Origin of the sequence: Aminobacter sp. UC22_36, assembly GCF_044056035.1 — a bacterium.
In the GTDB taxonomy this organism is placed as follows: domain Bacteria; phylum Pseudomonadota; class Alphaproteobacteria; order Rhizobiales; family Rhizobiaceae; genus Aminobacter.
Genome location: NZ_CP171996.1, coordinates 813191 through 833259 on the forward strand (window position 1 = coordinate 813191; position 20069 = coordinate 833259).

Genomic DNA, 20069 nt, shown 5'->3' on the forward strand with positions numbered 1-20069 from the left:
ACGCATCACATTTGGTGAGTTTATGTCACAAAAGCTTAGAAAAGGGTTGGGTTTTTGTGCCTTGTCATGCTGGCCCAGTCGAATTCGAAGCGCCCGAGCGTTTGCTTGATATGTTCCTAGGGGATGACGTTCAATCGATCATAGGCTGGCCTTGCGCGTGGCCCAACAGAGGACTGTCTGCCCACCTTGCCAATCCCGCAAATCCCGCTAGAGAGGAATTCCGGCCCATTCGAAGGAACACGATATGCCGGATATCTCCACACTCATGCTTTTTGCCGCCGCCTCAGTGGTTCTCACCGCGACGCCCGGCCCCGACATGCTGCTCATCGCCTCGCGCAGCATCAGCCAGGGGCGCTCGGCGGGTTTCCTGACCTATCTCGGCATCGCGCTCGGCACCTATTGCCATGCGCTTGCCGCAGCCCTCGGGCTTTCGCAGCTATTTGTCACCGTGCCCACCGCCTATGAGGTCGTGCGCTGGGCCGGTTGCGCCTATCTGCTCTATCTCGCCTGGAAGACGCTGCGCTCCGAGACCGCGGGCTTTGCGCCTGACGCGGACCTCAAACGGTTCTCGTCGAGGCGCATCCTCGGCGAGGGGCTTGCCACCAACCTGCTCAACCCGAAGATGGCGCTGTTTGTGCTGGCGCTGTTTCCGCAGTTCATCCGCCCTGAAGCCGGGTCGATGATCGGCCAGACACTGGTGCTGGCGACGGTGCTCAACGGGATCGGCTTCTTCGTCAACGGCTCTGTCATCCTGCTGAGCTGCCAGTTGCGCCAGCGGGCGGGCGGGCTGGTTCGGCTGGGCAGGTTGCCGCAATATTGCCTCGCCAGCGTCTTTGCCGGGCTGGCGTTCCGGGTGGCGTTGGGCAGCCGAAACTGAGCGTGGTTGCCCGCGCGCCGAGATGAAAAAACGCCGCAGAGTTTCCGCGACGGCGTCTTTTCAGAGCCTTTCATCAACCTGCAAGCTTGGCGCCGGCCAGCAGGTCATCGATGACCGAAGCGCGGAACGCGCCGCTCTCCGGGGTGCCGTCGTTGTTCATCAGAAGCGCCGCCACATGGCTGTTGTCTTCCGACAGGGCGACGATGTTGGAAGCACCGTTGTCGCTGCCGGTGTGGCCAACGATCTTGCGGCTAGCGGTTTCCTCCTCGGTCCAGCCGAGCCCCTGATAGGGGTAAATCTTCGGGTCGACCTGCCTGCGCAACATTTCGGCTGATGCCCGATGGGACAGGATGGCGTTCGGGCCTGCTCCCAGCATGGCATGCAGCGATTTTGCGAGATCGCTCACCGAGCAGCGCAGCATTCCGGCGGGAACGTCGGGATAGCCTTGCTGCGGCAGTTCGACGAACGCACCGCCCTCGAACGTGTAAGGCTTGGCAAGCACGTCAGGTGCAAACTCCCTGATGTACCAATGGGCATTTGCCACGCCGAGCGGGTCGAGGATGTGCTCCTGCACATAAGCGGAGAAGCTTTGCCCGCTGACGCGTTCGACGACGTAACCTGCGAGCGCCACGGCGACGTTGCTGTATTCCCACTTCGCGCCCGGCTCCGCCTTGAGGAAGGAGGTCTCGGGCGCATAGGCGCTGCCGCCCCTCACAAGGTAGTTTCGCAGGAAGTCCGACAGGCTCTGCTTCGGATCGCCCGGGAAAGACACGTCGCCATGGCCTTCATCGAAGACGCTCGATGTGTGGGTCAGCAGGTGATGGGGCGTGATCGGCAGCTGCGGATGGTGTGGGTTGCGGACCTCAAAATCGATGAAATCATTGATGTCGCCGTGCAGGTCGAGGCCGCGGCGCTCGAACAGCTGCACAAGTGCGGAAGCCGTGAAAAGCTTGCTGACGGAGGCCAGGTGCATGGGGGTGTCGACGGTGAGCTTTCGCCGTTGTTTCAGGTCGGCAAAGCCGAAAGCTCCTGAATAAAGCGCAGCGTTTTCCTTGGACGCAATTGCCACGGCTGCGCCTGCAACATTGGCGGCCTTCATCTTCGCGGGAATGCCGGCTTCGAAATCGCGGCGCCAGGCTCCGAACGACGGGTTCTTTTGTTCACCCGCGAAAGCCAGATGTCCTTGAGGAATGAGCAATCCGCTCAGTCCCAGTTTGAGCAATGAACGACGCGTTGAGATCATGATCTATCCCGCTTTCCGTGGCGGCCTGCCGATCGAATACGATTCGGATGCCGCCAGCATGGGCGGCATGCGCGCCTACAACTTCGGCGAAAGCTTGGCGGCTACCTCCAGCATGGCTGGAGCTTCCTTGCCGGCGGGCCCGGAATGCAAAACGCCGCTGAGTTTCCTCAGCGGCGTTTTTCATTCACTTGATAGGCTGGCAGCCTCAGTTCGACGGCTGTGGCTCCATGCCGCCTTCGGGCTCCGAGCCCTTCTTCTTGCCGCGGGTCGAGCCGGCCTTGGGCACGGCCGAGCCGCGCGACGGCGGGGTGTCGTCGCCCATGTCGCGGGCTGGCTTGTTGCCGGCGATCAGCTGCTTGATCTCTTCGCCCGACAAAGTCTCGTATTCGAGCAGGCCTTCGGCGAGTGCGATCCAGTCCTTCTTCTTCTTGGTCAGGATCGTCCTGGCCGTGGAATAGGCCTCGTCGATCAGGCGGCGCACTTCGGCGTCGATGATCTGCGCGGTCTCTTCCGAGACGTTCTGGGTGCGGGCAACCGAATGGCCGAGGAACACCTCTTCCTGGTTGTCGCCATAAGCGACATGGCCAAGCTTGTCGGAGAAGCCCCAGCGCGTGACCATGGCACGCGCCAGCTTGGTCGCCTGCTCGATGTCGGAAGACGCACCCGAGGTGATGTTTTCCTTGCCGAACTTGAACTCCTCGGCGACACGGCCACCCATCATGATCGCCAGACGCGAGATCATGTATTTGTAGCTCATCGAATAGCGGTCGCCTTCCGGCAACTGCATGACCATGCCGAGCGCGCGGCCGCGCGGGATGATCGTTGCCTTGTGCAGCGGATCAGCCGACGGCACGTTGAGCGCCAGGATGGCGTGGCCGGACTCGTGATAGGCGGTCAGCTCCTTTTCAGCCAGGGTCATCGCCGAGGAGCGGCGCTCAGCGCCCATCATGATCTTGTCCTTGGCGTCCTCGAACTCCTGCATGGTGACGAGGCGCTTGTTGCGCCGCGCCGCCATCAGTGCGGATTCGTTGACCAGGTTCATCAGGTCGGCGCCGGAGAAGCCCGGCGTGCCGCGAGCGACGACCTTGAGGTCGACATTGGGCGCCAGCGGCACGTTGCGGACGTGGACCTTGAGGATCTTCTCGCGGCCGACGATGTCGGGGTTGGGCACAACGACCTGGCGGTCGAAACGGCCCGGACGCAGCAGCGCGGGATCGAGAACGTCGGGACGGTTGGTCGCGGCGATCAGGATGATCGACTCGTTGGCCTCGAAGCCGTCCATCTCGACCAGCAGCTGGTTCAGCGTCTGCTCGCGTTCATCATTGCCGCCGCCAAGACCAGCGCCACGATGGCGGCCGACGGCGTCGATTTCGTCGATGAAGATGATGCAAGGCGCGTTCTTCTTGGCCTGCTCGAACATGTCGCGGACGCGACTTGCGCCGACACCGACAAACATTTCGACGAAGTCCGAACCGGAGATGGTGAAGAACGGTACATTGGCTTCGCCGGCGACGGCGCGCGCAATCAGCGTCTTGCCGGTGCCGGGAGGACCAACGAGCAGCACGCCGCGCGGAATCTTGCCGCCGAGGCGCTGGAACTTCTGCGGGTCGCGCAGGAATTCGACGATTTCTTCGAGGTCTTCCTTGGCTTCGTCGACACCAGCGACATCACCAAAGGTGACGCGGCCATGCGCTTCGGTCAGAAGCTTGGCCTTGGACTTGCCAAAACCCATGGCGCGGCCGGAACCGGACTGCATCTGGCGCATGAAGAAGATCCACACGCCGAGGATCAGGATCATCGGCAACCAGGACAACAGCACGGAGAAGATCGAGCCGGAGCCGTCGTTCTCGGGACGGGCGTTGATGGTGACGTTCTTCTGCTCAAGCCGCGAGACCAAGGTGGGGTCGCCGGGCGAGTAGGTCTGGAAGCCGGTCGAGTTGTCGATATAGGTGCCGCTGATGCGGTCACCGGCAATCGTCACCGTCTTGACGCGGCCGGAATTCAGATCCTGGAGGAACTGCGAATAGGCCACTTCGCTCGACGCGCCGCGGGTCTGCGGGGTCTGGAACAGATTGAACAGGGCGATGAGCAGAACGGCTATGATCGCCCACAGCGCGAAGTTGCGATAGTTCGGATTCATCGAGTTTCCCGTTGGCGTTCGTGGGGAACGCGTATGGTGAGAGTAAGCTTGCCCCTAACATAGGCACGGGCTCCGACATTGCCAAGCACGTCCCTAAGTCTGGGTTAAGGTCAAACACCAATGTGACCACGGCATGGCGAGGCCGGGACAGGGGCCGCATCGATCAGGGTTTGTACTGCCCGTGCCGGTCCCAGATCGAAGGCCGGCAGGAAGCGCGCCCAGGGCGCGGCGAGGGCGACTGCATTTGTTAGAACTGCCAAGCCGACCAATGTTTGCTGACGCCAAAGTGCCGGCTCGGCCGCAAGCGCAGACATGACAAGACTTTGCGGTGCATTAGCTTTTGGTGACATGGCCGAGGCGGCGGCGACACCGAGCGGCGCGACGGTCATTTCAGGCGTCTGTTGCGGCGCTGAGATCCTGTAGCGGCCGTCCCAGACATCCGCCACCAGTGGCGCTGGCAAAGGCAACCCGCGCCCCTCGCGCAACACAAAAATGCCGGTGCGCCTGGCGTCGACGAGCGCGCGCGACAATGTGGCGCGGGCCGGTTTTTCCGCAGCTGAATTGCCGGCCAGTCGCTGCAGCAGGTTCTCGATGCGTGCCTTGTCCGGCAGATGCGTTGTTCCTCCGGCGACAGCGATCAGGATGCGCAGCGCATAGGCAGCCGCATCCCTGTCGGATACCTGCGCGAATGCCGGATCGAGACCGAGCAGGCCAGGACTGGCGCGGCTGGCGTACTCGGCGATCAGCGCCGCTGCACGCTCGCCCAGTTCGGTTCGCGCCACAGCTGCCTGCCGCGCGGTGGCAAGGGCGTCCTCGAAACGCTGGTTGTCGTCCTGTCGCAGCGACAGGCGCATGCGCGGCCGCTCATAGGCTTGGTTGGTGTTGGTCGGGTCGTCGAGCCAGCCTGTGCCACGCGCTCTGAGCACATCGCGCAGTTTTTCGCGGCGCTGACCAAGAAGGGGGCGGACGATCCAGACGTCGCCATCAAACAACGTCGCTGGCGCCATGCCGGCAGCACCGCGGCCTTTGCCGCGTTGGCCGCGCATCAGCACCGTTTCGGCCTGGTCGTTGGCGGTGTGACCGGTGACGATGGTTGTTGCACCCGCCACGCGCGCGGCCTGTGCCAGGAGATCGTAGCGGGCGTCACGCGCAGCAGCGGCGATGCCGGTCGACGGTTTGTCGCCGGTCCAGCGCATCGTGCGGTGGGCGATCTCATGGCGCGCGCAGAGCTGCGCTACCTGATCGGCCTCGGCGCCCGAACCGGGCCGCAGCGCATGGTCGACGGTCACGGCGAGAAGCCGCGTTGCAGGCGCATGCCGGTCGAGATGGGATTTGAGAAGAAGAAGAAGCGCTGTCGAGTCGCTGCCGCCTGAAACTGCTGCGACGATCGTTGTCTGCGCGGCGAAGTCGAACTCGGAAAGGTCTTGATAAAAATCGGCGTCGATCGGCGGCGTCAGCACGCGGCGAGAGCCCGTTCCTGCTTGACCCGCTCCTTGATTGCGCCGGAGACGTCGGGATAGCGCTTGCCGATCTCGCTGAAGGTGGCGCAAGCGACTTCGCGCTGCTTCAGGCCGACCAGCGAAACGCCAAGCTTCAGCATCATTTCAGGCGCCTTCTTGGACTTCGGATATTCCTTGCTGGCGGCGAGGAAGATTTCGGCCGCGTCGCGATATTTCTTCTGCCCGAGCAGCGACTCGCCGAGCCAGAAGCGCGCGTCAGCCGTCTTGGGGTCGGCGGGGAAGCGCGAGATATGGTCGCGAAAACCCTGCTCGGCGGTGGTGTAGTCGCCCGAAAGCACGAACTGGTAGGAGTTGCGGTAAAGCTCGTCCGGATCGTTGGTGTCGGGCAACGCGGCAACGGCGGTGCCATTGACCTGCGGCTGGGCCGGCTGTGCAGCGACCGGGGCCTGCGGCTGGGCTGGTGCCGCGGCCTGCGGGTTGGCGGTGTCGGACACGACGTTGCCATTGGCATCGACGGTGATGGTGCCGAAGGTTGTCGGCGGCGCGCCGGTGCCACCGGCAACTGCACCTGGCTCGCCGGTGCCGGATTCGGTGATCACTTCGCCAACGCTTCCGCCGGCGGCAGGAGCGGTCGCCGTTTGCGCCGCACCGGGTTGAGGCGCCGTGGGCGCCTCAACGATCGAGCTGTTGGTCTTGCCGGAGGCGTCGGACTTCTTCTGTCCGCCGCCCTCGATTTCCTGGAAGCGAAACTCGTTGTCTTCCTGCATTTTCCGCATCTGCTCCTGCATCTGCAGGATCTGGAAGTTCAGCTCCTCGATGGAACCGTTGAGCTTGCGGATTTCCTCTTCGAGCGTGGTGACACGCGGATCACCCGCCTGGGCGAGCTGTATCGGAGCTTCGGTGCTCTCAGTCTTGCTGCCGAACACGCCCGGCAGGCCGATCTTTGGGAAGTCGATGCCGATGCCGTCGCGCGCATGCGCGGCCGCCCCGGACAAAAGGAAGATGGCAAGCGTGCCACTCAGGATTGATCGAAAATGCATTAGCCTCTCGCCGTGGAAGAGAATGGGTTGTTTTGCGCCGATGCGCTCTCGTCATTTATCAGGACCGGAGACTTCGGCCAAATTTTGTTTCGAGCAGCAGATAAGCAAAAGGCGGCCCGAAGACCGCCTTTTGTTCAATTTCATGGCTTTGGGGCCGCTTAGCTGCCGGCGCCCGACAGCGTCGTCACCGCGCGACGGTTCTGCGACCAGCAGGAAATGTCGTCGCAAACCGCGACCGGGCGTTCCTTGCCGTAGGAGATAGTCTTCAGGCGGTTCGAGGCGACGCCCTGCGAGATCAGGTAGTCGCGGGCAGCTGCGGCGCGACGAGCACCGAGCGCCAGATTGTATTCGCGGGTACCGCGTTCATCGGCATGGCCTTCGACAACGACGGCGTACTGGCCGTACTTGTTCAGCCACTGTGCCTGGCGGCTCAGGATGCCCTGGGCGTCGGCACGAACCGACGAAGAGTCGGTGTCAAAGAAGATACGGTCGCCGACGTTGACGGTGAAGTCCTGCGACGAGCCCGGCGTAGCCGCGCCTGCGCCGCTGCCGAGGCCAAGATCGGCCGCGTTGTTCGGGGTTTTCTTCGAGGCGCAACCGGCAATCGCCAGAGAGGCGATCAGGGCCACGACCACAGGGTTGGTTGCAAATTTTGCGATACGGCGCATCCAGCCTCTCCTTCGCATTCGAGTGATTTCGTTGAACATCCAGTAACCACGTTGCGGTTAACCGGCATTCAATGAACGTGGTTAAAATTTCGTTGCCGCTCGCTGTAGCGTCCCCGCATACGGCAGTCGTCGAACATGCACTTCGCCGCGCACCGTAGGCGAAAATACGGCAGAAAGGCGGCGTCATTGGGCAAATGACGCCGCCTGGTCCATAAGTCGCGCCTTCACAAGGGAAGGTTAACGAAAGTTCTTATCAGCGCTGCGTCGACTTGGACGCGCAAAGGACGTTGTCACACTTTGACACGGTGCATGGTCCTTCCCGAAAGGTCGAATCCGACTTTCGCGGCGATGCATCAGTCGAGCAGAGGCGACCAGGCCGGGTCGGAGGCAAAGCCCGAGGTCGGGATCGCCTGTTCGTTGCGGCCGGTGAGGTCGACCGAGTAGAGCTTGGGACCGCCGCCGCCGGGCTGGTCGCGGAAGAACATGACGACACGGCCGTTGGGTGCCCAGGTCGGGCCTTCCTGCTGGAAACCGGTCGACAGGATGCGCTCGCCCGAGCCGTCGGTCTTCATCACGCCGATCTGGAACTGGCCGCCCGACTGCTTGGTGAAGGCGATCAGGTCGCCACGCGGCGACCACACCGGCGTCGAATAGCTGCCGCCGCCGAAGGAGACGCGGGTCTGGCCCGAACCGTCGGCGCCCATGACGTAGATCTGCGGCTGGCCACCACGGTCGGAGGTGAAGACGACCTTGGAACCATCGGGCGAATAGGACGGCGAGGTGTCGATGGCGCTGGAATTGGTCAGGCGCGTGGTGGTGCGGCTGCGCAGGTCCATCGAGAAGATGTTGGAATTGCCGTCGTCGCGCAGCAGGCTCATGATCACCTTCTGGCCGTCGGGCGAGAAGCGCGGCGCAAAGGTCATGCCGGGGAAGTTGCCGACGAGTTCGCGCTGGCCGGTCTCGATCTGCAGCAGGTAAACCTGCGGCTGGCCGCTCTCGTAGGACATGTAGGTGATTTCCTGGCGCGTCGGCGAGAAGCGCGGCGTCATCGCCATCGAACGGCCGTCGGAGAGGTAGCGCACATTGGCGCCATCCTGGTCCATGATGGCGAGGCGCTTCTTGCGCGCGGTCTTGGCGCCCGACTCGTCGATGAACACGACGCGGGTGTCGAAGTAGCCCTTTTCGCCGGTCAGACGCTCATAGATGGCGTCGGCGATGATGTGGGCGATGCGGCGCGAATTGGCCTTGTTGGCGAAGAACTGCTCGCCGGCGAGCTGCTGGCCGGCAAAGGTGTCCCACAGCCGGAACTCGGCCTTGAGCCTGCCGTCGGCCTCCTGGCTGACGCGGCCGGTGACCAGCGCCTGGGCGTTGATGACCTTCCAGTCCTCGAAACGCGGCGCGACATCCGGGTTGGAGATCTTCTCGATGAAGGCGCCCTTGTCGATCGGCGCGAACAGGCCCGAGCGCTGCAGGTCGGCGGCGACGATGCCGGCGATCTCGGCGCCCATCGCATCGCCCGACAGGAAATCGGTGATGGCGATCGGCAGCGGCTCGACATTGCCCTTGTTGACATCGATCTCGACCAGTGCGCGTGCGGGCAAGGTAGCAAACGCGGTCATGCCGCTCGCCATCGCGCTGATCAAAAGGATCGCTTTGATTACATGCTTCATTAGGTAGGCCTCTTAGTTCCGGGTGAGCGCGGTGGCGCTCAGAACATTTCGCTCGGGTCGAAATTGACGATGACTTGGTCCCAGCCGCCGGCATATTTGTCAGCCGGCAGGTTGTAGGGGGCGCATTGGAGGACGGCGCGGCGCGCCGATTCAGCTGCTGCGCGCTCGATACCGGCCGAACCACCACCGGAGATGATCTCCGGCCGCCCCTCGACCTCGCCGCTCGGGGTGAGATTGAACTGAATGGAAACCTTGAGGCCGCCGCCGTCCATGGCGCCTGCCGGCACGTTCCAGCAGCGCTGCACCTGACCGCGCAGTGCGTCCATCTCGCTCTGGCTCAGCTTGTTGCCGCCGGTGTCCTTCTTGCCGCCAAGCGATGCCTGTTCGGTCGAGCGCTTGGCGCCGCCACCTGATGGCTTCTGCTTGTTGAGCAGCGCTGCAACCTCGTCGGCGTTGAATTCCTTTTCTTCCGACTTCGGCTTGGACGAGGCCTGCTGGGTCTGCTTGTCGTCCTGCTTGCGGTCCGGTGTCTTCGCCGTCTGCGCCTGCGGCGGCTGTGGCTTGGCCTCGGGCGAAGGCGCATTTTCGGGCAGCTTGACGGCTTCCGCCTCGGCCTGGTCGGAGACGATGGTCTCGGCAACCGGGTCGGGCTTGACATCCTGCTTGGGCTGCGGCTGTGGCGTCACCTCCGTCGCCGGCACCGGTGTCGGCTTGGGCTCGGCCTGCTTCACCGGCTCGGGCTTAGGCTGCTCGACGGGCGTCGGCTTTGGCTCGGGCTTGGGCGAGGGCGGCGGTGCCGCAGCAACGTCGACTTCCTTCGGCGTCGGCTCGGGCGTCGGCGGCTTGTCGCTGTCGGTCTTGTTGTCGCCGACATTCTGGGCGTCGGGCACGATGTCGGGCCGGCTTGTCGGCTTGGGCGCCGGCTTCTCGTTGGCCGGGGCCTTCTTGTCGCCCTTCTGGATCTGGGTGATCGATTCCACCGGCACGATGTCGACCGGGAACGCCTCGACGTCGGCGACTTCGAGGGCGCTGGGTGCCGACAGCGTGAACAGGCCGAAGCCCAGCATCGCCGCATGCAAAACCACAGATGTCGTGAGGCCGGTCTTCATCGCGGGACTACTGGTCCTGTTCCTGCAGCGTGACGAGGCCGATCTTGTTGTAGCCGGCGGCCTGGATGCGAGCCATGACCTTCATCACCGTGCCGTAGTCGGCGGTCTTGTCGCCACGCACGTAGATGCGTTCCTCGTAGCCGGCCTTGGCGATCGCGCCGAGCTTGGCGACGACTTCCTCAAGCGGGATCTCGGTTTCCTGGATGTGGATCTGGCCGGCTTCGTTGATCGAGATGGTGATCGGCTGCGTTTCCGAATTCAGCGCCTTGGCCTGGGTCTCGGGCAGGTCGATCGGCACGCCGACGGTCATCAGCGGTGCGGCCACCATGAAGATGATGAGCAGCACCAGCATGACGTCGACGAACGGCGTGACGTTGATTTCGGACATCAGGCCGTGATGGCGGCCGCGCCGCCGGTGGCCGCGCCCGCCGCGGCCCGAACCGCCCGCGCTAACTGACATACCCATGGTCTACTCCTCAGGCCCGCTGCGCGACTTTTTCATCGATTTGGCGCGAGAGTATGGCGGAGAACTCGTCGGAGAAGCCCTCCATGCGCAGGGCGATCTTGCCGGCGTCGGATGACAGCTTGTTGTAGGCGATAACAGCCGGGATAGCGGCGAGCAGGCCGATTGCGGTTGCCAAAAGCGCCTCGGCGATGCCGGGGGCGACGACAGCAAGGTTGGTCGACTTCGAGCCGGCGATGGCCTGGAACGAGGTCATGATGCCGACGACGGTGCCGAACAGGCCGATGAAAGGTGCTGCCGAACCGATGGTGGCGAGGAAGCCGAGGCGGCCTTCAAGTCGTTCCATCTCGCGCGTCAGCGCCAGGTCCATCGCCTTGTCGATGCGGGTCTGCAGCGCCAGCGGCGACTTGGCACCCTTCTCGAAGCTCTTTTTCCATTCCTTCATGGCGGCGACGAAGATCGCGCTCATGCCTGACGTCTTGCGGTCGGAAAGGTTGCGGTAGAGCTCTTCCAGCGACTGGCCCGACCAGAAGATCTGTTCGAAGCGGTTCAGCGCCGCACGCATGCGGTTGTAGGCAACCAGCTTGTCGACGATGATCGCCCAGGTCCAGACCGATGCGCCGAGCAGGCCCAGCATCACCAGCTTGACCACCCAGCCGGCCTGCCAGAACAACGCCCAAATCGACAATTCCGCGCCGGTCTGGGCGAGAGGTAGGTTTTCCATCTTGTAACAGTCCTTAAGATTCCCGGGCCCGGCTCGCAGCTAGCCCTTGCGCATCATCCCATCGTGGTCCGTTCGCGCGAAGCTTCCGGAAGTGCCCCAAAATGCGCCTTTTCGGCCTTTTCGGGGCGAAATTTGGTGAAAGGAAGGCCGCTCGGAATCCTTACGACTTTCACTGGTCCCTTAATGGACCGTTATGGTTAAAGATGGGTTAGGAATATGCCGCCGCGCTAAGCTGTCGCCCGGCGTATCAGGGGCCGGAGCGGTCCGACGGCCGCAATCGCGGCCCGGTCGTCACACGATCTTGTGATCGCCAAGGGCTCAGTCGCCCGCCCGCCGGTTCAGCCGGCGCCGCCGACCCGATCTCACTGGCCGGGCATGAAGGCTTCGATCCAGTCCTTGGGGAAACGCCTCGGCCGGCCGTTCTCGCCGATGATCGCCGCTTCGACCTTGGCCTCGACCAGCACTTCGTCGCGGCGCTTCAGCTGCTGGGCCATGGTGATGCGGGCGCCGGAGATGTCCTGGGTTCGGGTTTCGATGGTCAGGATGTCGTCGATCCTGGCCGAAGCGCGGAAGTCGATTTCCATGCGCCTGACAACCCAGACGATCTTCTCGCCATGCTTGCCGTCGGCAAGTTCGGTGTGGTGCACGCCGGCCAGGCGCAGGAAGTCCGAGCGGCCGCGTTCGAAGAACTCGAGATAACGGGCATGGTAGACGACGCCCGAGAAGTCGGTGTCGGCATAGTAGACACGTGCCATCAGGCGGTGGCCGAACGGCGTCAGGGCGCCGGCAAGGCCGGCCGCCAGCAGGTCCTGGTCAACATGATCCGCCATCACACGTCCTCGTTCCGGCCGCATCGCCAGGGAAATCCGGCAACAGTGCAGGAATCCGATGGCATTATCGGCGACGAGGATCAAGAACCGTCTGACGGCATTGCGGGCGCGGGCTCATCGATGACGATACCACCCTGCCGTGGGCAGAGCGCGTCATCGCGGTCCCGTCAGGCCATTTCGCTGTGCTTCTCGGCTGGCGCTCCACGCTTTGCCTGGCTGCCGTTCGGCATGCGAGGCTGCGTGTTGACCGGCCCCGGGCGCTTGCGCGAAAATACCAGCAGGTTGGTGCGCATTGCAGGCGGCACGAGCCATTGCAGCAGCGAGACGAAGGCAAAGCCCACTGTCGTGCCGCCGTGATACTTCGGCGTACCGTTGGAAACGTAGCCATGGTGCGACCAGCTTTTGTCGCCGAAGGCCCGCCGAATGCTGCCCAAACTGTTCATGCGGTAGAATGTCGGGAACGCATCCTCGCGCGGCCGCTCGGGCCATACCAGCCGCATCATGCGGTCCTTCACCGTTTCCGGCACGAGATTGGTGCCGATCCCGACATAGCCGAGCCGGTTCGGCGTCAGCGCGCAGAGCCAGCCGCCAGGCTTCAGGACCCGGTGAATTTCCCGTGCAAACTCGTTTGGATGTTCGACATGTTCGATCACCCATTCGCAGATGATTACGTCGACACTGGCATCCTCGAGCGGCAGGCGGCCACCAGGTTTCATGACAAGCGCTTCGTCGAGATGCGGATGCGTCATCACGACCGGGTCGACGTCGATGCCGATGACCTTTTTGACGCGGCCATGGAAATTGCAGAACCACTTGCGGAACGGGGCGCTGCCCTGGTCGAAACGGGAGCCGCGCCCCGCACCCAGGTCGACGACGACCATGTCGGGGTCCACAAGGGCGTTGACGCGCGTGTAGAACTCGATCGCCTCATCGTCCCGCGTAAATCCGCCGGCCGTTGTCTCAGGCCGCCATCGGTCAACCACTGTCATAGTACTGCCCCCACCGCGCGATTGATTGAATTCGATCACTATAGGGGGTCTTAACGAATAAATAACCATCATGATCAGGCAAACTCTGAAAGATCATTATTTAGGGTTAATCTGCGAATCCCTTTGCCGCGTTAAAATATGTGCCGATGTGAAGCCGACGCAGCTTTCCGTGATAAAAGATGGAGGCCCATTTAAGCGAAGTATTATTTAGAATCTCCTTTAATTACATGCCGGCCCGGCTTTTTCACCATGTTCGGCCTTGGGGCTTTCCTTTTCCCGGGCTTTTAGGCACCAGTTCTGTCTGGGTCGAGCGGGAATGGTGGCGATGATCAAGACTGTACTCATGGCACTGCTGGGGCTGGCACTGCCGGTCTGCTCGGCCGATGCCGCGACATTTACGATGAAGCGTGGCATCAATCTCGACATCTGGGAGACCTGGCCCAGCGAAGACAAATGGGGCGACGCCAACGTCATCCTGCCGTTTCCGGAATGGCGCAAGCGGCTCGCCGATGCCGACCTGAAAGCGCTCAAGGACGGCGGGTTCGACGTCGTGCGCATTCCCGTCGACCCCTCGGTGTTCCTGTCCAAAAAGACCGAACCTCTGCGCGAGCAACTGCTTGAAAGCGTCCTGGAATCGGCCCGGCTGGTCAACGCCGCCGGGCTCAAGACGATTGTCGATCTCCACCTGATCTCGGCGGGCGGCAACGGCCAGATCGGCATGGAAGAGGTGATGGACGATCCGGCCAACTTCGACCGTTACGTCGAGCTTGTCCGGCAAATGGGGCTGACGCTTGCCAAGGAAGATCCTGGCCAGGTCGCCTTCGAGTTGATGAACGAGCCGGTCGTCGATTGCGAGGCGGGGAAAACCAAGGCCTGGCCCGAGCGCCTGAAGCGCCTCTACGCCGCCGCGCGCTCTTCCGCGACCCGGCTGACGCTGGTGCTGTCGGGCAGTTGCTGGGGCAGTGCCGAGGGCCTCGCAGCACTCGACCCCAAGGATATCCCCGACGACAATGTCATCTGGACGTTCCATTCCTACCAGCCGTTCCTGCTGACCACGCAAGGCGCCACCTGGGCCGGCGATTTCATTCGTTATGTCACCGGCTTGCCCTATCCGCCCTACTCTGTGCCGCGCGCCGAGCTTGATGCTGTCCTCGACAAGGTCCGGGCGAAGATCAGGGCCGAGGCGCCGTTGCTGCGCCGCGCCGGCATGCTCGCTTATCTCGACGAGCAGATCGCGCTTGTCGACAGCAAGGAAAAGCTCGAGGCCGAGCTCGACGCGCCGTTCCGCCAGGTCGACGCCTGGGCAAAGAAAAACGGCATCGCGCCGGAGAACATCTATCTCGGCGAGTTCGGCATGATCCGCCAGGAGTACAACAACCCCTACGTCATGCCCGGCGCTTGGCGCGCCGCTTATGTCAGCGACATGATCGGCCGCGCCGAGGCGCATGGCTTTGCCTGGTCGATCTGGGGCTATGGCGGTGCCTTCGGCATCGTCGACGAATTCGAGGGGCGGAAGGCGGAACCTGACGTGCTCGAGGTTGTGAAGGGGCTGAAGTAGCTTCGCTTCAGCTCAACCCAGGTCGATCGTGAGGATTTCCGGACGCACGCCGAAACGGATCGGTGCGATGCTGAAACCGAGGCCGCCCGAAACGATCAGGTTACGGCCAGCTTCGACGACGTGGCCATAGGCGTAGCGGTTGCCGTAACGCGAGGGAACGACCGGCGAATAGCCGAACAGGCGTATCTGTCCGCCATGGGTGTGGCCCGACAGGGTCAACGCAATGCGGCTAGGAACGTCGGGAAAAATGTCGGGCTCATGGGCGAGCAGAATGACAGGTGCCTCATCGCCGACTTTCGCCAACGTGCCTCTCAGGTCGTGAAGCCCGGTGAAGCCCTTGCGGCCCCATGCTCTGCCTGGCCTCAAGGCCAGCTGGTCGGCGACCCGCCGCTTCCAGCGCCCGCCTGGCAAGTGTAGGGCCCTGACCCCTGCTGGGCGGCAGCGTCTTCCCACCAATCGTGATTGCCGAGGATCGAGAAGGTGCCCAAGGGTGCTTTCAGGCCCGCCAAGGCTGGTGCCCATTCCGAGTAGTCGACCCAATCGGACATCGGGCGCGGGCGGGAGACATAGTCGCCGAGCAGCACGATGACGTCGGGCTCCAGCGCGTTTGCCTCTTTAACCAGGGAAGCAATGCGTTCAGGCGTCATCCACGGCCGGCAGGCGTGAATGTCAGCCAGTGCAACGACCCGCAGCTTCAAGCCATCGGGCCAGTTGGGCGGGGTCAGCGCGTAGCGTTTCACCCGGGTCAGCAGCATCGGTTCGATGCCGACCGCGTAGGTTCCAAGCGCTGCCGCGGCCAGGATCGAGCCGCCGAGAAAACGGAAGAAGCCGCGGCGGGTGATCAAGTCTTGGCATCCGGGCTGAGGCGCTCGAAGCGCTGCTCGCGCACGCCGCCCGACCACTGGTCGCGTTCTTCCTCGGCGACGAGGGTGAAACCGAACGACTCGTAGAGATGGCGGGCCGGACCCAGCCCGGCGAATGTCGTGAGATAGACGCCGGGAAAGCCGTTGGCGTCGACATGGGCCATGGCCCGGTCCATCAGTCGGCGGCCGAGGCCCGTGCCGCGCGCCTTGTCGCTGGTGATGAACCAGCGCAGATGCGCCAGCGGCTCATCCGGGGACGGCGCCTCCAGGCTGATCGTTCCGAGGAGCGTGCCTCCGTCGTCGTCCTCAGCGGCGAAGAAGTCGAGGCCGGGCCTGAAACCGGTCATGAAAGCGGAAAGCTCGCCAGCGACCTTGGCCTCGAAAGGCAGGCCGAAAACCCCATTCGCGGGCGTAGTATTCGGCGTGCAGGCGAACGATGTCGGCTATCAGTCCGGGACGATAGCCTGGCATGCTCAATCCTCTTCCTGGAACAGGTTGATCTGCTGGATTGCCAGGTCGCGCGGGATCTCGAGGCCGAGATGTTTCCAGGCGTTGGCCGTCAGCACGCGGCCACGCGGGGTGCGCTGGATGAAGCCCTGCTGGATCAGATAAGGCTCGATGATGTCTTCGATGGCGTCACGCGGTTCGGACAGGCCGGCGGCGATGGTCTCGATGCCGACCGGGCCACCGCCGAAATTCATCGCGATCATCGAGAGATAGCGCCGGTCGAGCGAATCGAGACCGAGTGCGTCGACCTCCAGCCGCGACAGGGCTTCGTCGGCGATGCGGCGGTCGACAGGTCCCGACCCGGCCACCGAGGCGAAATCGCGGAACTCGCCGCAGCAGGCGGCCGGCGATGCGCGGGGTGCCGCGGGCGCGCCGCGCAATCTCGATGGCGCCGTCGTCGGCCAGCGGCATGCCGAGGATGCGGGCGCCACGGCGAACGATCAGTTCCAGTTCCTCGACGGTGTAGAAATTGAGCCGGACAGGGATGCCGAAGCGGTCGCGCAGCGGGTTTGTCAGCAACCCGAGCCGCGTGGTCGCGGCCACCAGCGTGAACTTGGCGAGATCGATCTTGACCGAGCGCGCCGCCGGGCCTTCGCCGATGATCAGGTCAAGCTGATAGTCTTCCATCGCCGGGTAGAGGATTTCCTCGACCGCCGGGTTGAGCCGGTGGATCTCGTCGATGAACAGCACGTCGCGCTCTTCGAGATTGGTCAACAGGGCGGCCAGATCGCCGGCCTTGGCGATGACCGGGCCCGAGGTCGAACGAAAATTGACGCCGAGCTCGCGCGCCATGATCTGCGCCATCGTGGTCTTGCCGAGGCCGGGCGGGCCGACGAACAGCACGTGGTCGAGCGCTTCGCCACGGCCCTTGGCCGCCTCGATGAAGATCTTGAGGTTGGCACGCGCCGCCGCCTGGCCGACGAAGTCGTCCAGCGTTTGCGGGCGCAGGCTGTTGTCGGCGTCCTCGCCGCGCTTGTCGGGGGTAATGAGACGGTCGGGCGAGTTCATGCGCCCGTCCTCGCATGGAGTTTGACCGCGGGCAAGCTACTCACCGCGCCAGTTCCTTCAGGCCGAAACGGATCAGCTTGGAGGAATCGGCGTCCGCGCCGGCGCTCTTCATGGCGGCGGCAATGGCATTGGCGGCGATGTCGCGCGAGTAGCCGAGATTGACCAGTGCCGAGACCGCATCGGCGATCGGGGCAGGGGCGACGCCTTCGCCGAGTTCCTGCTTCAGGCCGATTGTTCCAGAGGCTTCGCCGGCAAAGGCCGGCGCCTTGTTCTTGAGCTCGGTGACGATGCGTTCGGCGACCTTCTTGCCGACGCCGGGGGCGCGGCTGACCATGGCGATGTCGCGCAGCGCGATCGCATTGGCGAGATCGGACGGCGCCAGCGTCGACAGGATGGCCAGGGCCACCTTGGCGCCGACGCCCTGGACATTGGCCATCAGCAGCTTGAACCACTCGCGCTCGAGCTCCGTCTTGAAACCATAGAGCCGGATCATGTCTTCGCGGACATAGGTCTCGATGAACAGGACAGCCGCCTCTCCGGCACCGGGCAAGGCGGCGAGGGTGCGCGTCGAGCAAAACGCGACGTAGCCGACGCCATGGACGTCGAGCACGCAGAAATCCTCGCCGATCTCGTCGACGGTGCCCTTCAACTTGCCGATCATGTTTCAAGCCTCGTCATGGATGGGTGTCGGGAGCGATGATTTCGAGGTCGGGAAAATAGGTGCGGTAGCCATCGGGATCGCGTGTCAGAACAGTATAGCCGCGAATGGCCGCGTGCGCTCCGATGAGGAAATCCGGCAGTACCTTTTCTCCCAGCCCCCCGCGACGGCGATAGAGCAGGAACGCTCTGGACGCGGCATAGGCCGCATCCCAAGGCAAGCTTTCCCGGCGAAAGTCGTTCTCAGGCAGCGCCAGATCAACAGCGTCGATCAAATCATAGCGGATCGAGAACTCTGAATAGACGATCTGGTTGATGATCACGCTGCCGCGCTTGCGCGCTTTCTCCAGCTGGCCGCGCGACCATCTGAGCCAGACGGGGTCTCGAACCGCGATATCAACCAGGATGTTGGTATCTACCAGCGTTGCCAAGATCAGCGATCCCTGGTCAGCGCCATCACATCGTCGGCGTTCACCGCCTGGTCGCCAGTTCCTTCCAGCCGGTCGAGCACTGCAAGAAAGCGGTCGAGCCGCTCGCGGTCGGCGAGCCGCCCAATGTCATCCTTAGGAACGATGGTGATCTTGCCACCTTCGATGCCGAAGATGACTTCGCTGTTTGCTGCGATGCCGAATGTCTCGCGCAGATCGCGTGGGATCGTCACCTGGCCCTTGCTGGTAACACGCATGGAAATATCCTTTTTTCTTACAAGTAAGGAATATTCCAACACCAAGAACAAGTCAAGAACATCAGGCGTGAGCGGCGGCCAGGGCTGCCAGCCGGTATGCCGGGCTCTGCCGGTGGTGGGCGTGGCAGATGGCGATCGCCAGCGCGTCGGCGGCGTCGGCGGTGTCGAACACAGCCTTGGGCAACAGCACCTTGACCATCATGGCGATCTGCTTCTTGTCGCCATGACCGACGCCGATGACCGCCTTCTTCACCGCATTGGGCGAATATTCAGCGACCACAAGCCCGGCGCGGGCCGGCACCAGCATGGCGATGCCGCGCGCCTGGCCAAGCTTCAGCGTTGCGGTGGCGTCTTTGTTGACGAAGGTCGCCTCGACCGCCGCCTCATGTGGCATCTCGCGGTGAAGCACGTCGGCAAGACCGTCATGCAGCTGGCAAAGCCGGCTGGCAAGCGCTGCCTTGTTGTCGGAGCGCACGGTGCCGGCGGCGACAAAACGCAGCGAATTGCCAAGGCTCTCGATGATGCCCCAGCCGGTGCGCTGGAGCCCGGGGTCGATGCCAATGATCCGAATCGTCTCTCTCATGCCGCGAACTCTATCTTCACGGAGACAAGACGCCAGAAAAATGTGAACAAAACAGAAACAATCCCTGCGTTGGCGCAGGGCGCTTGCTGCCTAGTTGCGGGCAAACGCCGTGTTGAGCAGCGAGATCTGGTCGGAGACCGGGTTGCTGCGACGCATCGCCTGCACCGGCACCACCGTCGTGCCGTTGCCGTAGATCTCTTCGTCCATGCGGCGCACATGCGCCTGCAAGCGGAGCGAACGGCGCACCAGATCGACAAAATCGGTCGGCAATTCGTTCCAGCCGGCGGCGTCGTCATGGGCGGAAGCGGTGTCGAGCCGCACCTTGGATTTTTCCGAGGCAACCTGGTCGCGGGTCATTTCGCCGGAGTTGGCGGCGCGCTGCAAAAGCAGCCAGGACGCGATCTGCATCAGCCGCGTGGTCAGGCGCATCGATTCGGCGGCATAGAGCGTGGCGGCAAGCCGCGACAGCTTCTTGGCCTCGACGCGGCCGGCACCGTCGAGATATTCGGCGGCCTGTTCGACCAGCCCCATGCCCTCATTGTAGAGGGGCTTGAAGGACGGCGAAAACACCCGCCTTTCAGCGAGCTTGATCGTGTTTGCGCTTTCCCTCGAAGGCTCGTTCATCATCGCTACCCTGCAACCCTGTTCGCGTTCTGCCCGTCTTTTTCGACGGATTCTGCGCGGCCCGTTCCTATACGCCAAGCCCGATGAAAATGCGCTTCCGTCGGTGTGAACGCAAGCGTATGTTTAACAAAGGGTTAACGCGCCGGATTGGACCGCTTTTGGAGGGCGTTCCCTAGGTTTTGCGCGCGAAAAAAAAGAGCCGCGGAAAAGCGCGGCTCTCAGGAGTTTAACAGGGAGGCGTCAAACAAAGTGGCTCCAACCACTCGGTAAGAATCCAGATGACTGGATACGCACAGTAAACAACCGGAATGCTTAATGGGCACTTAAGATTGGTGCCGATTTCGCCTTTTGGCGCGTTCGACTGTGCCGGC

19 protein-coding genes and 2 pseudogenes are annotated in these 20069 nt (G+C 63.2%); 2 read left to right on the forward strand and 19 right to left on the reverse strand.

From position 1 onward, the window contains the following. The first annotated feature begins 244 nt into the window (after positions 1–244). Positions 245–877 (forward strand): LysE family translocator, encoded by a 633-nt coding sequence (locus tag ACHMW7_RS06970; RefSeq protein WP_395449575.1) that lies wholly within the window; start codon positions 245–247, stop codon positions 875–877. Between the two features lie 73 nt (positions 878–950). On the opposite strand, the gene ACHMW7_RS06975 is transcribed toward ACHMW7_RS06970, so the two are convergent. The 11 genes from ACHMW7_RS06975 to ACHMW7_RS07025 all read right to left on the reverse strand — a co-directional run bounded on the left by ACHMW7_RS06975 (position 951) and on the right by ACHMW7_RS07025 (position 13213). Then, on the reverse strand, positions 951–2120 hold the full coding sequence (locus tag ACHMW7_RS06975) for a serine hydrolase domain-containing protein (RefSeq protein ID WP_395449576.1): 1170 nt from the start codon (positions 2118–2120) through the stop codon (positions 951–953). A gap of 205 nt (positions 2121–2325) precedes the next feature. After that, a complete protein-coding gene (gene ftsH / locus ACHMW7_RS06980) occupies positions 2326–4260 on the reverse strand; it encodes an ATP-dependent zinc metalloprotease FtsH (protein WP_395449577.1) in 1935 nt (644 codons plus the stop codon). Between the two features lie 110 nt (positions 4261–4370). Then, positions 4371–5720 carry a tRNA lysidine(34) synthetase TilS gene (gene tilS / locus ACHMW7_RS06985; RefSeq protein WP_395449578.1) on the reverse strand — a complete coding sequence of 450 codons (1350 nt, stop codon included), beginning with the start codon at positions 5718–5720 and terminating at the stop codon, positions 4371–4373. Continuing rightward, positions 5714–6760: a tol-pal system protein YbgF gene (ybgF, locus tag ACHMW7_RS06990; protein ID WP_395449579.1), complete on the reverse strand. Its 1047-nt coding sequence runs from the start codon at positions 6758–6760 to the stop codon at positions 5714–5716. Before ybgF ends, tilS begins: the two co-directional genes overlap by 7 nt. Positions 6761–6918: 158 nt before the next feature. Continuing rightward, on the reverse strand, positions 6919–7428 hold the full coding sequence (gene pal, locus ACHMW7_RS06995) for a peptidoglycan-associated lipoprotein Pal (protein ID WP_395449580.1): 510 nt from the start codon (positions 7426–7428) through the stop codon (positions 6919–6921). A gap of 353 nt (positions 7429–7781) precedes the next feature. Then, complete coding sequence (gene tolB / locus ACHMW7_RS07000; protein WP_395449581.1) at positions 7782–9098, reverse strand: Tol-Pal system beta propeller repeat protein TolB; 1317 nt, start codon at positions 9096–9098, stop codon at positions 7782–7784. Positions 9099–9136: 38 nt separating this feature from the next. Further along, a complete protein-coding gene (locus tag ACHMW7_RS07005) occupies positions 9137–10207 on the reverse strand; it encodes a hypothetical protein (RefSeq protein WP_395449582.1) in 1071 nt (356 codons plus the stop codon). A gap of 7 nt (positions 10208–10214) precedes the next feature. Next, the gene (tolR, locus tag ACHMW7_RS07010) at positions 10215–10667 is read right to left on the reverse strand and encodes a protein TolR (protein WP_395451281.1); all 453 of its coding nucleotides are present in this window, start codon (positions 10665–10667) and stop codon (positions 10215–10217) included. A gap of 16 nt (positions 10668–10683) precedes the next feature. Then, positions 10684–11394, reverse strand: a complete 711-nt coding sequence (tolQ, locus tag ACHMW7_RS07015) for a protein TolQ (RefSeq protein WP_395449583.1) — start codon at positions 11392–11394, stop codon at positions 10684–10686. A gap of 362 nt (positions 11395–11756) precedes the next feature. Further along, the gene (gene ybgC, locus ACHMW7_RS07020) at positions 11757–12224 is read right to left on the reverse strand and encodes a tol-pal system-associated acyl-CoA thioesterase (protein WP_395449584.1); all 468 of its coding nucleotides are present in this window, start codon (positions 12222–12224) and stop codon (positions 11757–11759) included. A gap of 167 nt (positions 12225–12391) precedes the next feature. Beyond that, on the reverse strand, positions 12392–13213 hold the full coding sequence (locus ACHMW7_RS07025) for a class I SAM-dependent methyltransferase (RefSeq protein WP_395449585.1): 822 nt from the start codon (positions 13211–13213) through the stop codon (positions 12392–12394). Positions 13214–13538: 325 nt separating this feature from the next. Here ACHMW7_RS07025 and ACHMW7_RS07030 point away from each other — a divergent pair, with 325 nt between their 5' ends. Beyond that, positions 13539–14771 carry a glycoside hydrolase family 5 protein gene (locus ACHMW7_RS07030; RefSeq protein ID WP_395449586.1) on the forward strand — a complete coding sequence of 411 codons (1233 nt, stop codon included), beginning with the start codon at positions 13539–13541 and terminating at the stop codon, positions 14769–14771. 12 nt (positions 14772–14783) lie between these two features. Here the strand turns inward: ACHMW7_RS07030 and ACHMW7_RS07035 are convergent. The 8 genes and pseudogenes from ACHMW7_RS07035 to ACHMW7_RS07070 all read right to left on the reverse strand — a co-directional run bounded on the left by ACHMW7_RS07035 (position 14784) and on the right by ACHMW7_RS07070 (position 19698). Then, a pseudogene (locus tag ACHMW7_RS07035) lies at positions 14784–15616 on the reverse strand (metallophosphoesterase). Next, a complete protein-coding gene (locus tag ACHMW7_RS07040) occupies positions 15613–15981 on the reverse strand; it encodes a GNAT family N-acetyltransferase (RefSeq protein WP_395449587.1) in 369 nt (122 codons plus the stop codon). Before ACHMW7_RS07040 ends, ACHMW7_RS07035 begins: the two are co-directional and overlap by 4 nt. 126 nt (positions 15982–16107) lie before the next feature. Then, a pseudogene (gene ruvB, locus ACHMW7_RS07045) lies at positions 16108–17149 on the reverse strand (Holliday junction branch migration DNA helicase RuvB). A 40-nt stretch (positions 17150–17189) separates the two neighbouring features. After that, on the reverse strand, positions 17190–17810 hold the full coding sequence (gene ruvA / locus ACHMW7_RS07050; RefSeq protein WP_395449588.1) for a Holliday junction branch migration protein RuvA: 621 nt from the start codon (positions 17808–17810) through the stop codon (positions 17190–17192). 13 nt (positions 17811–17823) lie between these two features. Beyond that, positions 17824–18237, reverse strand: a complete 414-nt coding sequence (locus ACHMW7_RS07055) for a type II toxin-antitoxin system VapC family toxin (RefSeq protein WP_395449589.1) — start codon at positions 18235–18237, stop codon at positions 17824–17826. 2 nt (positions 18238–18239) lie between these two features. Further along, entirely contained in the window at positions 18240–18491 is a 252-nt protein-coding gene (locus tag ACHMW7_RS07060; protein ID WP_395449590.1) for an AbrB/MazE/SpoVT family DNA-binding domain-containing protein, read from the reverse strand. Positions 18492–18552: 61 nt separating this feature from the next. Next, positions 18553–19074 carry a crossover junction endodeoxyribonuclease RuvC gene (gene ruvC, locus ACHMW7_RS07065; RefSeq protein ID WP_115730442.1) on the reverse strand — a complete coding sequence of 174 codons (522 nt, stop codon included), beginning with the start codon at positions 19072–19074 and terminating at the stop codon, positions 18553–18555. A 90-nt stretch (positions 19075–19164) separates the two neighbouring features. Next, on the reverse strand, positions 19165–19698 hold the full coding sequence (locus ACHMW7_RS07070; protein WP_395449591.1) for a DUF1465 family protein: 534 nt from the start codon (positions 19696–19698) through the stop codon (positions 19165–19167). Positions 19699–20069: the final 371 nt, after the last annotated feature.